Source organism: Micromonospora sp. LOL_023, from assembly GCF_048060115.1.
In the GTDB taxonomy this organism is placed as follows: domain Bacteria; phylum Actinomycetota; class Actinomycetes; order Mycobacteriales; family Micromonosporaceae; genus Micromonospora_E.
The window spans coordinates 10,906-24,746 of sequence record NZ_JBHMIM010000045.1 but is presented as its reverse complement, the minus strand read 5'-3'; the positions used below and the strand labels follow the sequence as shown (position 1 = coordinate 24,746).

Annotated in this window: 11 protein-coding genes; 8 read left to right on the top strand and 3 right to left on the bottom strand. The window is 71.1% G+C overall.

Going from position 1 to position 13,841, the window contains the following annotated elements; all coding sequences use genetic code 11:
* Window positions 1-150: 150 nt before the first annotated feature.
* From ACFHVL_RS22285 to ACFHVL_RS22265, 5 genes are all read left to right on the top strand, one after another.
* Entirely contained in the window at window positions 151-987 is an 837-nt protein-coding gene (locus ACFHVL_RS22285) for a patatin-like phospholipase family protein (protein WP_416630368.1), read from the top strand.
* Complete coding sequence (locus ACFHVL_RS22280; protein WP_416630367.1) at window positions 987-2,009, top strand: 1-acyl-sn-glycerol-3-phosphate acyltransferase; 1,023 nt, start codon at window positions 987-989, stop codon at window positions 2,007-2,009. Before ACFHVL_RS22285 ends, ACFHVL_RS22280 begins: the two co-directional genes overlap by 1 nt.
* A gap of 9 nt (window positions 2,010-2,018) precedes the next feature.
* Window positions 2,019-2,339 (top strand): divalent-cation tolerance protein CutA, encoded by a 321-nt coding sequence (cutA, locus tag ACFHVL_RS22275; RefSeq protein ID WP_416630366.1) that lies wholly within the window; start codon window positions 2,019-2,021, stop codon window positions 2,337-2,339.
* A 69-nt stretch (window positions 2,340-2,408) separates the two neighbouring features.
* Window positions 2,409-5,984: an SCO7613 C-terminal domain-containing membrane protein gene (locus ACFHVL_RS22270; protein WP_416630365.1), complete on the top strand. Its 3,576-nt coding sequence runs from the start codon at window positions 2,409-2,411 to the stop codon at window positions 5,982-5,984.
* A 228-nt stretch (window positions 5,985-6,212) separates the two neighbouring features.
* Entirely contained in the window at window positions 6,213-7,238 is a 1,026-nt protein-coding gene (locus ACFHVL_RS22265; RefSeq protein ID WP_416630364.1) for a fatty acid desaturase family protein, read from the top strand.
* A gap of 67 nt (window positions 7,239-7,305) precedes the next feature.
* Here ACFHVL_RS22265 and ACFHVL_RS22260 read toward each other — a convergent pair whose 3' ends face one another.
* A complete protein-coding gene (locus tag ACFHVL_RS22260) occupies window positions 7,306-8,082 on the bottom strand; it encodes a hypothetical protein (protein WP_416630363.1) in 777 nt (258 codons plus the stop codon).
* A gap of 210 nt (window positions 8,083-8,292) precedes the next feature.
* Window positions 8,293-8,481, bottom strand: a complete 189-nt coding sequence (locus ACFHVL_RS22255) for a hypothetical protein (RefSeq protein WP_416630362.1) — start codon at window positions 8,479-8,481, stop codon at window positions 8,293-8,295.
* A 177-nt stretch (window positions 8,482-8,658) separates the two neighbouring features.
* Here ACFHVL_RS22255 and ACFHVL_RS22250 point away from each other — a divergent pair, with 177 nt between their 5' ends.
* From ACFHVL_RS22250 to ACFHVL_RS22240, 3 genes are all read left to right on the top strand, one after another.
* Entirely contained in the window at window positions 8,659-8,952 is a 294-nt protein-coding gene (locus ACFHVL_RS22250; RefSeq protein WP_416630361.1) for a 4a-hydroxytetrahydrobiopterin dehydratase, read from the top strand.
* Window positions 8,953-8,968: 16 nt separating this feature from the next.
* The gene (locus tag ACFHVL_RS22245) at window positions 8,969-10,084 is read left to right on the top strand and encodes an FHA domain-containing protein (protein ID WP_416630360.1); all 1,116 of its coding nucleotides are present in this window, start codon (window positions 8,969-8,971) and stop codon (window positions 10,082-10,084) included.
* A gap of 160 nt (window positions 10,085-10,244) precedes the next feature.
* Complete coding sequence (locus tag ACFHVL_RS22240) at window positions 10,245-11,168, top strand: nucleoside hydrolase (protein WP_416630359.1); 924 nt, start codon at window positions 10,245-10,247, stop codon at window positions 11,166-11,168.
* On the opposite strand, the gene ACFHVL_RS22235 is transcribed toward ACFHVL_RS22240, so the two are convergent.
* The gene (locus ACFHVL_RS22235) at window positions 11,153-13,822 is read right to left on the bottom strand and encodes a family 78 glycoside hydrolase catalytic domain (RefSeq protein WP_416630358.1); all 2,670 of its coding nucleotides are present in this window, start codon (window positions 13,820-13,822) and stop codon (window positions 11,153-11,155) included. The two genes, ACFHVL_RS22240 and ACFHVL_RS22235, sit on opposite strands and share 16 nt — an antisense overlap.
* Window positions 13,823-13,841: the final 19 nt, after the last annotated feature.

Sequence of the window (13,841 nt, the reverse complement as noted above, 5' to 3'; positions counted from 1 at the left end):
GTATCAGGCTCCGTGAATCGGCACGTCCTGTCAACGGCACATTAACCAGGTAAACATTTGTCATTTAATCTGACATATCTTGCTTATGGTCAGACAGTCGGCTATCTCTGCTCATCGCGGTACCTCCGGAGCTCGTGCCAGGATGAAGCCATGGTCAACGGCCCGGTGGCGTTCGTGCTCGGCGGTGGCGGCGTGCTCGGCGCGGTCGAAGTCGGCATGCTCCGCGCCCTGTTCCGCTCCGGGATCGAGCCCGACGTCGTCGTCGGCACCTCGATCGGCGCCGTCAACGGGGTGCTGGTCGCCGCGGACCCTACCGAGGCGGTCACCCTGCGGCTGGTCCGGCTCTGGGCCTCCCCCGAAGCCAGCGAGGTGTACGGCGACTCGATGGCCCGCCAACTGCGCCGGTTCGCCGCCCGTACCCATCTGCACTCGCCCCGGCCGCTGCGTCGGCTGCTGGAACGCGAACTCGGTGAGGTCACCACGTTCGCCGATCTGACGGTGCCGTTCCACTGTTGCGCCGCCAGCATCGAGCGCGCCGCCGAGCACTGGTTCGACTCCGGACCGCTGGTGCCGGCGGTGCTCGCGTCGGCGGCGGTTCCCGGCCTGCTGCCACCGAGTGAGATCGACGGAGAGCACTTCATCGACGGCGGCATCGTCAACTCGATCCCGATCGGCAAGGCTGTCGAAGCGGGCGCCACCCGCATCTTCGTGCTCCAGGTCGGCCGGATCGAGCGGCCACTGAGCCCACCACGCCGCCCCTGGGAGGTGGCTCAGGTCGCGTTCGAGATCGCCCGCCGGCACCGGTTCGCCAGGGAGCTGGCGTCGCTCGGTCAGGATGTGGAGGTGCACGTGCTGCCGACCGGTGGGGGAGAGCCACGCGATGACACGCCCTGGGCGTACCGGGACATGGCCGCCATCGGCCGCCGGATCAGCCGGGCCTACACGGCGTCGCGGCGCTACCTGAAGACGAACGTGGCCGGCTGCTGATGCCGTTGCCACCCCGATGGGTACGCCGAACCCTGCTCGGCCCGGCGGTACTGCTGCTCGCCCTGGTGACGGTGACCACGTTGCCGGTGTGGATCCTCGTGGCCGCCGGCGCGTCACTGCTGGTGCCGGGCCGGCTGCGGGTGTTGCGGCTACTCTGGATCGCCGCCGTCTACCTGGCCTGGGACGCGGTGGCGTTGACCGCCCTGTTCGGACTGTGGCTCGCCTCGGGCTGCGGCTGGAAGATCCGCAGCCCGGCGTTCCAGCGTGCCCACTACGTACTGACCGGCTGGTTCCTGAGGTTCTTCTTCTGGCACGCCCGCTGGGCGCTGCGGCTGAGTATCGACGTCGTCGGCACCGACCCGGACACCGCGTTGCCGGGCCGCCCGGAGCTGGTGGTCTGTCGGCACGCCGGCCCGGGTGACTCGTTCATCCTGATCCACGGCCTGGTCAACTGGTTCTACCGGGAGCCGCGCATCGTGCTCAAGGAGACCCTGCAATGGGATCCGGCGATCGACGTGCTGCTCAACCGGCTGCCCAACCGGTTCATCGCGCCGGGTGACAAGCGCGCCGAGCCGGTCGAGACGCAGATCGCGCACCTGGCGACCGGGCTGGACGCCAACGACGCGTTCGTCATCTTCCCGGAGGGCGGCAACTTCACCCCCGGCCGGCGCAGCCGCGCCATCGACCGGCTGCACGCGCTGGGGCTGCACAGCATGGCGGCCCGCGCCGAGTCGATGCGGCACGTGCTGGCGCCCCGCCCCGGCGGGCTGCTCGCGGCACTGGACGCCGCACCGGACGCCGGGGTCATCTTCGTCGCGCACACCGGCCTGGACCGGATGCTGACCGTCGCCGACGTGTGGCGGGAGCTGCCGATGGACAAGCAGATCGTGATGCGATTCTGGTCGGTGCCTCCCGAGGAGATCCCGGCTGGCCGGGAGGAACGCATCGAATGGCTCTACGACTGGTGGGCCCGGATCGATTCGTGGATCGAGAAGAACCATTCCGGGGCCACCAAGGCGTAGGGTCGCCCCGTGGATCAAATCTCCGTTGTGACGACGGTGGTGGACGCCCGCTCGGTCGCCGAAGTGCTCGCGGCTTCCGCCGTGGCTGGGCGATTCGCCGCCTGTGCCCAGATCGGCGGGCCGTTGGCCAGCACCTACTGGTGGGACGGCCGAGTAGAGACCACCAAGGAATGGTCGGTGGAGTTCAAGACCGCCACCGACCGTAGCGATCCGTTGGTCGCCTACCTCCGCACCGCACATCCCTACGATATTCCCGAGGTCCTGGTCACCGTCATCGAAGCCGGCAACCCCGATTACGCCCGGTGGGTTTACGAACACACTCGGCCCTGATTCGTCCACCAGTTGAACTGAGTATCCGCACTCTGTCGCGCCTGCTGCTCGACCAGCGACGATGCCGGTATGAGCAGCACCGCAGCAGCCCAGTACCCCTGTCCGGCCTGTCGTGCGCCGGCCAGTCTCGCCACCGGCTGCCCCGGCTGTGCTCGGGCGCCGGACCCGCTCGCCGCCGAGGTGATCCGGCTCGACGGCGAGATCGCCGGGCTGGCCGCCCGCGCCGAGCAGGCCCGGATGGCCTGGGTGACGTTCGATGGGCAGTTGCGCGCCGCGCAGACCCGCCGGCACCAACTCGTGGTCCAACTGCAGGCGGCGGTACGGGCGAACACCGCAGCCGCCCCACGACCGGTCGTGCCGGCGTTCTCGCCAACGCCGGGGCCCCGGCCAACGCCCGGGCCAGCCGCGCAGCCGGTACGGGCCGAAGCCTCCACCCGTACCGTGCAGAACCTGTTGTTTGTCCTTGGTGGACTTCTGCTCGGCACCGCCGCGGTCGTCTTCACCGCGGTCGCCTGGGCGAGCGTCGGCGCCGCCGGCCGGGCCGCGATCCTGGCCGGGGTCACCGCCGTGCTGCTCGCCCTGCCGCCGCTGGCCAACTGGCGCGGTCTGCGCGGCACCGCCGAGACGTTCGCCGCGCTCGGACTGCTGCTGGTCCTGCTCGACGGCTACGCCGCCCGCTACGTCGACCTGTTCGACGTCGGCGACCTGCCGGCCGCCCGATACGCCGCCGCGACCTTCGCCGTCACCGGCCTGGTCGCCGCCGGCTACCACCTGCTCACCGGGCTGACCGCCGCCCGGTTCGTGGCCCTGCTCGCCGCCCAACCGGTGCTGCCGCTGCTCGCCGTCGACGTCCGCGCCGACACCGCCGGCTGGACCCTGCTGCTGCTCGGCACCGCCGCCACCACCCTGGCGATGATCGCCCTCACTCCGCGCGAGCGGCCGGCGGTGCGGATCACCGGCTGGGTACTCGTCGGGTTCACCCTGACCACCGCCGCGATCACCGCGCTCGCCGCGCTCGTCCTCCAGCAGCCACCGAACGCTGCGGCGCTGTCCGGCGTACCGCTGCTCACCGTCGCCCTGGTCGCGGTCGCCGCCGCCCGGCTCAGCGGCCGGCGGGCCCTGCTGGCGATCAGCCTGGCCGGGCTGGCGCCGACCCTCGCCCTGGCGGTGATCCGGGCCGCCGCCGAACCGGTCCCGTCGCTGACCATGTTCTTCGCGGCGCTCACCACCGTGGCGCTGGCCGCGCTCGGTGTGCTGGCCCGCCGCCAACTGCCGGACGTCGTCCGGACCGGGCCGTGGGCGGGCGCGCTGCTGGTCGCCACCGTGCTGGGCAGCGCACTGCTGACCGCCGCCCTGGCGGTCGGTGCCGCCGGAGTACGGGCCGCCCGCCCGCTGTGGCACGCCGGCCCCGGGCCGGTCGACGCCCCCGGCGACTGGCAACTGCCGTTCGCGGTGGTCGCGGTCACCGCCGCGCTGACCCTGCTGCTGCCCCGGGCCGGCCGCCCGGCCCTGCTCACCGTCGGAGCGGCGACGCTGCTGCTGACCGTGCCCGCCGCCGCACCGGTGCCGTGGTGGGCGGTCACCGCCGCCGGTCTGGTCGCCGGAGCCGCGTCGACGGTCCGGGCCGCAGGCAGCCGTGACCTCGCCGTCGCGGCGCCCAGCGGGGCCGTCGCCGTCGTGCTGACCGGCCACGCGCTGCTGGTCAGCGCCGGCCGGCCGGTGACCGCCACGATCGCCTGCGCGTTCGTGATCGCCTGCGGTCTGGCGGCCGCCGCAGTCGCCCGTCGGGTCGGCGGCCGACCCGACGCCGGCTGGTGGCACCCGGTCGTCGGCGGGACCGCGCTGGCGGTCGCGGTCGCCGGCTGGGCGGTCACCGCCGCGCTCGCCGCGTACAGCCTGGGGTTGCCGACCGGCTGGCCGGCCCGCGCCGCGCTGGCGGCCGTGACGCTGCTGCCGGTCGCGTTGCTCGCGGTCCGCCGCTGGTGGCCCGGCTATCTCTGGTACGTCGGCCCGGCGTTGGCCGCCGCCACCGTTGGCGCCATCCTCGCCCCGGCGTCCGGTGCCATCCCGTACGCGCCCGGTGAATCCGCCGGCGGGTATGCGGCCTGGGGCGCGCTGCTGCTGGCCGGCACGGCGGCCCTCGTCCCGGCCGGTGTGCTGCGGATCAGGGTCCCGGACCGGGCACTGCGCCTGGACCGGGTGTCGCTGCGCGGGCTGCGGATTCTGCTGGCCGGTGTCGCCGGGTTGCTGATCGTGCCGGCGACGGTCACGGTGTTGCCGGCGTTGTGGACGATCCTGCTGACCCCGTACCTGTGGGTCGACGCGGCCTGGACCGGCGTGCCCGCCGGCGCCGGCCTCACCCCGGCGCTGCCGCCGTCGCTGCCCGCCGCCGCCGTGGTCACCCTTGCCGTGCTGTCCGCCGCTTCGGCCGTTCTCGGCCGGCTGATCCGGCGGGTGGTGCTGGCTGCCGCGCCGGTCGCGCTACTGGGCCTGCTGGTGGCGTTGGCCGCCGGCGGCACCCCGTGGCCGGTCGTGCCGGCGCTCACCCTCGCCGCTGGGCTCGGCGGGCTCGCGGTTGCCGCCCGGACCGGGTCGGCGGCCGTCGTCGCGGTGACGCTGGCGCTGGGCGTACCGCTGACCGGTGCCGGCCTGGCCGGCCTGCTGCCGACCCGGGCCAGCACGTTGGCCGCGCTGACCGTCCTGGTGGCGGTCGCCGCCTGGATCGGTGTGACCGGCCACCGCCAACCGGTTCGGGTCGCCGGCTGGGTCGCGGCGGTGGCCGCCGGTACGGTGCTCGCGCTGACCGGGTCACGGGTCGCCGAGGCACCGGTGCGGGTCGGTGCGTTCGCCGTACTCGCCGTCGCCGCGCTGGCCCTGGCGACCGGCGTACTACTGACCACCCGGACCGCCAGTGGCGCGCGGTGGCGCGCTGAATCGATCGGGGTGGAGGTCGCCGGGCACGTCGCCGCGGTCGCCGCCGTGCTGATGACGGTCGGCTCGGCCCGCTACGCGGCGGGTATCTGCACCCTGTGGGGCGCCGTTCTCGGCACCCGGGCGCTGCTGACCACCCGGTGGACGGCACCGGTCGGCACCGGGTCGGCACCTGGCCGGCCGCTGGTGCACCGGCCGCTGGTGCACCGGCCGTGGCCGCTGGCGATCGCCGCCCTGGTCAGCGAGATCGTCGCCTGGTGGCTGCTGCTGGCCGCCACCGAGGTGTCGCTGACCGAGGCGTACACGCTGCCGGTGGCGCTGGCCGCGCTGGGTGTCGGCTGGCTGGCCCTGCGGGCCCGACCACAGCGGTCCAGCTGGATCGGGTACGGTCCCGGGCTGGCTGCCGCGCTGCTGCCGAGCCTCGGCTCGGTGCTGGTCGCCGACGGGCAACCGCTGCGGCGGCTGCTGCTCGGCACCGGGGCGGTGCTGGTGGTGCTGGCGGGTTCGGCGTACCGCCGGCAGGCGCCGGTGGTGGTCGGCGGCGTGGTCCTGGCGGTGCTGGCGCTGCGGGAGCTGGTCGCCGTGTGGGATCTCTTCCCCCGGTGGGGTTATCTCGCCGTCGGTGGGCTTGCGCTGATCACCCTCGCGGTAACCTATGAACGTCGCCGCCGCGATCTGGGCAGGCTACGTAGCGCAGTCAGCCGGATGAGTTGACCCTTCCAACCCGTCCCGCCCCTTCTCCGACGATCTTGCAGTTATCGAGAGCTTTTGACCGGAATGTCCATCGATAAGTGCAAGATCATCGAGGGTGGACGAGGTCGGCCGGACGTGGGAGGGTTATCCCCACCTCGGACCGGGGGGTAAGCACCATCACTCACAGCGACGGACGCGCGCATACTCGAAGACGTCGTAGCCAGCCAGCCCGAGGAAACGGAAACACGTATGACCGCTGCCGCTCCCACCCGCCCCGCCGCCGAGCGCCGAGGTAGTGACTTCTCCGAACTGTCCCGCCGCATCGGCCAAGCCGGGCTGCTGCAGCGGCGCCACGGCTGGTACGCCGTCCGGCTCGCCCTGACCGTCGGGGCGTACCTCGCCGGGTGGGCGGTGCTACTGGTCGGCGGCGACAGCTGGTGGCAACTGCTCACCGCGGCCGGGCTGGCGATCGCCACCACCCACATGGGGTTCCTCGGCCACGACGCTGGCCACCGGCAGATGTTCCGCACCCGCCGGGTCAGCGAGGTCACCGGGCTGATGCTGGGCAACCTGGCGATCGGGCTCAGCTACGGCTGGTGGATGGACAAACACACCCGCCATCACGCCAACCCCAACCAAGTCGACGACGACCCGGACGTCGGAGTGGGCACGTTGTCCTGGACCCCGGAGCAGACCGCCGACAAGCGTGGCCCCGCGCTCTGGCTGGTCCGCCGACAGGCGTACCTGTTCTTCCCGCTGTTGCTGCTCGAAGGGCTGGCCCTGCGGGTGGCCAGCATCCAGGCGGTGATCAGCGGCCCGGTGCGGTACCGGGCGGCGGAAGCGTCGCTGCTGGTGGTGCACACCGCCGCGTACCTCGGGCTGGTGTTCGCGACGCTGTCCCCGCTGCGGGCACTGGCCTTCATCGCCATCCACCAGGCGATCTGGGGTTTCTACATGGGCTGCGCCTTCGCACCCAACCACAAGGGGATGCCGATGTTCGGCGCCGACGCCAACCTCGACTTCCTCCGCAAGCAGGTGCTGACCTCACGAAACATCCGTGGCGGCTGGTTCGTCGACAACCTGCTCGGCGGGCTCAACTACCAGATCGAGCACCACTTGTTCCCGAGCATGCCCCGGCCGCACCTGCGCCACGCCCAGCCGATCGTGCGCGACTACTGCCGGGAACTCGGCCTGCCCTACGCCGAGACCGGGCTGGTCGACTCGTACGCCGAGGCGCTGCGCCACCTGCACGCCGTCGGCCGTCCACAGAGCTGAGCGGGTACGGCCGGTGTGGCGGCGACCGGGATGGTCACCGCCACGCCGTCCGTTTACCACCTGCGGATCAGGTGTTGAACATGTCCAGCATGTCGTCCGACATGTCGATGACCTCGCCGGTCGGCACCTCGACGGTCACCGGCTCACCGAGGTTGGAGTAGCCGATGGTGATCACGCCGGCCTCCGACGACACGCTCTCCACGTCGATGACCATCTCGACGAGCCGGCCCTGCGCGTCGAGGGTTGCCGTGAACGGCACCGCTTTGGCCGCCTCGCCCATCTCCGCCAGCATTTCGGCGTCGGCGTCCGGCGACTTGGTCATGTCGATCGTGCCGGTGATTTCGGTGTCGCTGCTCCACTGCGCCTCGGCGGTGCTGCCCATCATTTCGGCGGGGTCGCCGGTCGGCATCAGGCTGAAGGCCGCGTTCTCCGGCAGCTTCGACGAGTCACCCTTCATCCATACGTCGGCGAGCTCAGCCATGTCGGAGCCGCCGAGCTGCATGTAGACGTCGGTGCCGAGTTGGCGCAGCACGATCTTGACCGTCTCGCCGTCGGCGCCCATGGTGATCTCGACATTGAACGTTTCGCTGGCCGGGTCGAGATCGCCGACGACCTCCATCAGCACGCCGTCGGCCTCGGTGCCCAGGGTCATGTTGACCCGGGCGCTTGTCTCGACGCTCTTCGCCGTGGCGGCGGCGAGCGCCGCCGCGGCGTCGCCCCGGTCGTCGGCGCCCCCGGCCTCGGCACTGTTGTCGGGCGACGCTGAGCCTGTTTCCGCAGCGCCAGCGCAGCCGGAGACTGCGAGCAGGAGCGCGGCGACGACGCCGGTTCCAGCAGTCGCCATCCGTCGAATGTGCATGAAGATGTTCTGCCCCTCGTGAGTGTTGGTCGGCGGGGAGAGACACCACAAAGGTGCCGCCTGCTACATCGCCATACCGATGCGATAAGCCCCCCGCCGGCTTGCGCCGCGCCAGCCTACCGGCCAATGCGGAGCGAACGTGTATCCGGGGTGGACAGCAATCGAGGCGAGAGCCGTGGCGGCGGCGCCGGGCCGTCAGTCGTCGAGCGACGCGACCATCGCGTCCGGCATCGATACGATCTCGCCATAGCTGGGTGCCTCGATGACGTCCGCGCGGCCGAAGTTGCCGAAGCGCAGCGACATCGCCGGCACCTCGTCCTTCTCGACGTAGGAATCGAACCTGACCCGCTGGTTCGCCGGGTCGATCTCGTCGCGGACCTCCATGTCGCCGACGGCCAGACTCCGGCCGCGACGAAGGTAGCGTGCCTGATTTGCAGCAATTCGGCCGCCCCTGAGGGAAAGAAATGGAAACCTGCGTGAATGGCTCGGATGTCGGATAAACCTACTCCGGCAGCACCGCAAACTGATCGGCCGGGCGGGACAGAAGGTAATGTCGGCGCCATGGCAGAGCTGCTCGACACCACGCAGGTGCAGGCCGCGCTCACCGGGCTGACCGACTGGACCGGCGACTCCGACGCGATCGCCCGTACCGTCACGTTCGCGACCTTTCCCGACGCGATCGCCGTGGTGACCCGCGTCGCGATGACCGCCGAGGAGATGGACCACCATCCGGACATCGACATCCGCTGGCGGACCCTGACGCTACGCTGCAGCACCCACTCCGCTGGAGGGACGACCGGGCTCGACATAGAGTTGGCCAGCCGCATCGACGCGATCATCGCGGCACAGGGCTGACTCTGGGGGGCGTACGGTGAGATTCGAGGTCAGCAAGGTACTCGACGCGATCGAGCGCCGGTTGAGCACCGACCCGGCGACCGCGCGCGCCGTAGTCGACCTGGTCGAGGTCGTCCGGTACGTCGACTTCGACAACGGCCGCCCGGCCAACATGCTCCGGCTCGGGCAGCTCGTCGACGCCCTCGGCCGCAGCGTCGCCGAGGAGAACGTTCCGGTGTACGTCGTCGTGCACCGTGGCCTGCTCTCCGACGCCGACCTCACCTCCAACGAGCGGATGGTCGCCCGTAGGTGGGCCGACGACGGCCTCGTCGAGGTGCTCGCCGAGCCCGCGGACCGGATGCTGGAAGTCGCCGAGCTGCTCGGCCTGCCGGTACTCAGCCGCAACCGCTTCGAGGGCCTCCACGGGCGTTACCCGTGGCTCGGCCAGCCCGGTCGGCTGCTCGCCCCGCTGCCCGGCCACGGCGGGCCCGCCCTGGTCGCCCGCGCCGGCGGCGGCAGCACCCCGGCGACCGCCGAACCGTCGCCGAACGGAGCCCAGCTGCTGGTCCGGCTGTGGAGCTGCCCCGACCCCGAATGCGCACTGTTCGGACGGATGCGGGTCGGCCGACCCGGCGGTCAGCCGCCGCCGACGCTGCGCACCGGTCACCCGACCTGCCCGCGCCACGGGGAACGGCTCACCGAGGCGGGTGCCCGCCCGCCGGCCGAGGTGCTGTCGATCCGGATCGACGGTGTGGTCCGCCAACGGTTCGTGGTCTCCGCCAACCACGCCGTGGTGGTCGGCCGGGCACCCGAGGGCGGCGACGGCATCATGCTCGGCCAGTGGCTCACCGAGGAGGCGCGGCGCTGGATCAGCCGCAGCCACGTACGGTTCGAGCTGCACGGCAGGGAGCTGGTGATCCAGGACGTCAGCACCAACGGCACCGGGGTACGACCGGGCGGCTCACCCGACGACGACGAGCGCCGCACCATCAAACGTCAGGCCCGGCCGTTGCAGGCCGCCGACATCGTCGAGCTCTACCCCGGGGTGCACATCGCCAGGTCGAAGGTCTGGGCCACCGGCGGGGTGTCGAATCCGACATCGGTGATGGCCGACGCGCCGACCATGGCGCTGCGGATGAAGGACCGCTCCTGACATTCGTAGTGGGGTCGAATCTTGACACTCGATACTGTCCGGGGCTACGGTCGCGACAACAACAGCATCATGAACGTCGATCTGTTGGGTCGGGTGCGGTCCGACTGGTCGCTGTGGGATTCCGGGCCGCTCAACGCTGAGCAACGCCGACTCTCGGAAGGTGACCCTCGGGATGAGCGCAACACGGCCCCGCCGGCGAGTAATCGTCGATACCGACGCCAAGAACGAAGCCGACGACCAGTATGCGATCGTGCACGCCCTACTCTCGCCCAGTCTCGACATTCGGGGCGTCATCGCAGCCCATTTCGGGCAGCGCCCCGGGCGCAGCCAACAAAGCATGGCGGACAGCCGCGCCGAGATCGACCTCCTGTTGGAGTATCTCGGCATGCAGGACTCGGTACGGGTGGCCAACGGCGCGGCGCACGCCCTGCCGACGTACCAGATCCCGGTGCCGTCCGCCGGTGCTGAGCTGATCATCGAGGAGGCGATGCGGACCGATGCCGATGGGCCGCTCTACGTGGCCTTCTTCGGGCCGTTGACGAACATGGCTGCGGCGCTGTTGATGGAGCCGCGAATCGCCGAACGCGACGTCGTCGTGGTGTGGATCGGGGGAGCCGACTACGACGGCCGCGACCCGGTGCCGGACAAGCCCGAGTTCAACCTCTCCAACGACATGATTGCCGCCAACATCGTCTTTCGTTCCTCACTCACCGTTTGGCAGGTGCCCCGGTCGACGTACGCAATGACCGCCGTCAGCTACGCGGAGCTGGAGGAGAAGGTCGCACCGTGCGGGCCGCTCGGCAAGTATCTGTACGACCAACTGGTGGAATGGAGCAAAAAGAGTTCGGGCGTCGAGAGCGAGTACCACCGACTCGGTGACTCGCCAGCCGTCGGGATCATCCTCAACCCGGCCGCAGGGCAGTTCAGCTATCGTCCCGGGCTTGGCTTCCGATACGACGGTAGCTACGATTTCACCACGGAGTACCGCCCGATCCGCGTGTACCACAATATCGATTCGCGCTTCCTGTTCGAAGACTTCTTCGCCAAGCTGCGTCGCTTCGCCCGGGATCAGGGCGCGCGTTGAGCAGTCGGTTCGGCACTGCCGACACCCGCGCTGTCGTCGTCGGTGCCGTCGTGGTTGTCGCCTGGGCCCGCCTGGAACCGGTGGGCCCCGGGTCCCACCGAACGGCGTGGCCGCCCAGGTAGCTCGACCAATGCCGTGGTGCCCGGCGGTACCTCGACGTCGACGACCAGTGAGTCGCCGTCACTTCGCCAGGCCACCGCGGCGCGCCCGAACGGGGTGTGGCAGGCCGTGGCGGCGTGGGTGAGCCCGCCGCCCGGCCGTGGCCGCACCAGGATCCGCCGGTATCCGGGCTCGGCCGGGGCGAGGCCGGCGACCGTGCGGTGCAGCCAGTCGGCCACGGCACCGAGGGCGTAGTGGTTGAACGACAGCATCCGGCCAGGGTGGATGGTGCCGTCAGGCAGGATGCTGTCCCATCGTTCCCAGACGGTGGTGGCGCCCTGGGCGACCGGGTACAACCAGGACGGGCATGTGCGCTGGGTCAGCAGCGCGTACGCGGTGTCCAGCTGCCCGTTCTCGGCCAGCGCGTCGCAGATGTTCGGCGTGCCGGCGAAACCGGTCCCGATTCGGTGGCCGGCGGCGCGGACCAGCTCGACGAGCCGGCGCGCGGCCCGCTCCCGGGGCCTACCTTCGGGTACGAGGCCGAAGCGCAACGCGAGCGCGTACCCGGTCTGGCAGTCGTTGCTCAGCAGCCCGGACGGCTGCACCCAGCGCCGGGCGAAGCCGGCGGCGATCCGCTCGGCCAGCACGGCGTAGTGCTCTGCGTCGTCGGGGCGGTCGACGAGCCGGGCCATCTGCGCGAGGACCCCCGTCGACCTCGCGTAGTAGGCGGTAGCGACCAGGTGCGGGTCGGCCTTGGCGGCGGCGGGATCGTCGGCCGGTGCGGCCGGATCGAGCCAGTCGCCCAGCTGGTCCCCGGTGTCCCAGACGTGGTCGTCGCCGGCCCGTCCGGTGACGGCGTCGACCCATGCCTTCGCGCTCGCGTACTGGTCGCGCAGGATCTGGACGTCGCCGTACTGCCAGTACAACGCCCACGGTACGAGCACCGCCGCGTCGCCCCACACTGCCACCGCGCGTAGCGAGTCCCACTTGCCGGTGGGAATCACCGGTACTATCAGTGGCACCGTGCCGTCGGCAAGCTGCTCGGCGGCGAGGTCCCGCAGCCAGGAACGCAGCATGCCGGCGCAGTCGTAGAGGTAGGCGGCGGTGGTTGCGAAGACCTGCAGGTCGCCGGTCCAACCGAGCCGTTCGTCGCGTTGCGGGCAATCGGTCGGTACGTCGAGGAAGTTGCCCCGCATGCTCCACACCACGTTTCGGTGCAGCTGTTCGAGCTGCGGATCGGAGCAGTGGAACTCGCCGGTCCGGCGCATGTCGGTGTGGTAGACAAGGGCGGTCGCAGAGATCAGCCGAGCTTCGCCGGTCACCTCGGCGTAGCGGAACCCGTGGAACGTGAACCGGGGCTCCCAGCTCTGTTCGCCGCCCTCGCGTAGCACGTACTCATCGGTTGCGCTGGCGGTCCGCAGCGGACGCAGGCAGAGCTCTCCGTCCTGCAACACTTCGGCGTGCCGCAGCCGGACGGTCGAGCCTTGCGGGCCGGTGACCACGATACGTAGCCGGCCGACCAGGTTCTGGCCGAAGTCGACGATCGTCGACCCCGACGGGGCGGGTCGGATCGAGACCGGCGTCATCGCCCCGGTGCGGCGAACGGCGGGCCCGGTCGGGGCCACCAGCGTAGCCAGGTCACGGGGGACGACGCGTACCGGACGCCATCCCGAGTCGTCGAAGCCGGCGCGGGACCAGCCGGGCAGCTCCAACCGGGCGTCGTGGTGCTCGCCGTCGTAGATGTCCGACGACCGGATCGGGCCGCGGGCGCAACGCCACCACGGGCCGGTGCCCACCCGACTGGTGGTGCCGTCGGCATGCGTGATCTCCAGCTGGGCCAGCAGCGCCACCGTGTCGCCGTAGATGTTGCGGACACCCCCGCCGAACCCCAGACGGCCGCGGTACCAGCCGTCGGCCAGCCAGCCGCCGATCGCATTGCGGCCGGGTCGTAGCGCGGTGGTGACGTCGAAGGTCTGGTAGCGCAGTCGGCTGTGGTAGCTGGTCCAGCCTGGGGTGAAAGCCTGGTCGCCCACACGGTCGCCGTTGAGTTCCAGCTCGTACAGGCCGAGTGCGCTCGCGTAGAGACGGGCCGACGCCACGGGGGCGGACACGACGAACTCGTGGCGCAACAAGGGGGTGCCCTCGTCGAACGACTCGTCCGCCGCGATGAACGACGCCGACCAGTCGTCGGGCCGCAGCAGGCCGGTCTCCAGCGCTAGCGGTGGGCTCCACGCCGACGGGGTGGCGGGTGCGGCACCGGTACCCCAGACTCGGACCCGGACCGTCCGTCGGGCGCGTGAGTGCAGTGGAGCCGCTGGCCACGGCACGAGCAGGCTGTCGGCGCTGACGATCTGCCCGGTCCGGATGGTCGTACCGGTATCCGGTGCGACGATCTCGATCTCGTACGCTTCCTGCCGCCAGCCGGGCGGGTGGTCATCGAGTTGCCAGGACAGGCGCGGCTCGCGCTCGCCGATGCCGACTGATTGATCATGATGCTCGGCACGCGGAGTCCCTACTGAGACAGTGTCTGGGCTGCGCGAGGATCGGGTCGTCACGGTGCCGTCCCTTGTCGTT

Coding starts and splice junctions, on each gene's coding strand:
- ACFHVL_RS22285 (WP_416630368.1), top strand. CDS start 151: ATGGTCAACGGCCCGGTGGCGTTCGTGCTCGGCGGTGGCGGCGTGCTC.
- ACFHVL_RS22250 (WP_416630361.1), top strand. CDS start 8,659: ATGGCAGAGCTGCTCGACACCACGCAGGTGCAGGCCGCGCTCACCGGG.
- ACFHVL_RS22270 (WP_416630365.1), top strand. CDS start 2,409: ATGAGCAGCACCGCAGCAGCCCAGTACCCCTGTCCGGCCTGTCGTGCG.
- ACFHVL_RS22280 (WP_416630367.1), top strand. CDS start 987: ATGCCGTTGCCACCCCGATGGGTACGCCGAACCCTGCTCGGCCCGGCG.
- ACFHVL_RS22260 (WP_416630363.1), bottom strand. CDS start 8,082: ATGGCGACTGCTGGAACCGGCGTCGTCGCCGCGCTCCTGCTCGCAGTC.
- ACFHVL_RS22265 (WP_416630364.1), top strand. CDS start 6,213: ATGACCGCTGCCGCTCCCACCCGCCCCGCCGCCGAGCGCCGAGGTAGT.
- ACFHVL_RS22255 (WP_416630362.1), bottom strand. CDS start 8,481: ATGGAGGTCCGCGACGAGATCGACCCGGCGAACCAGCGGGTCAGGTTC.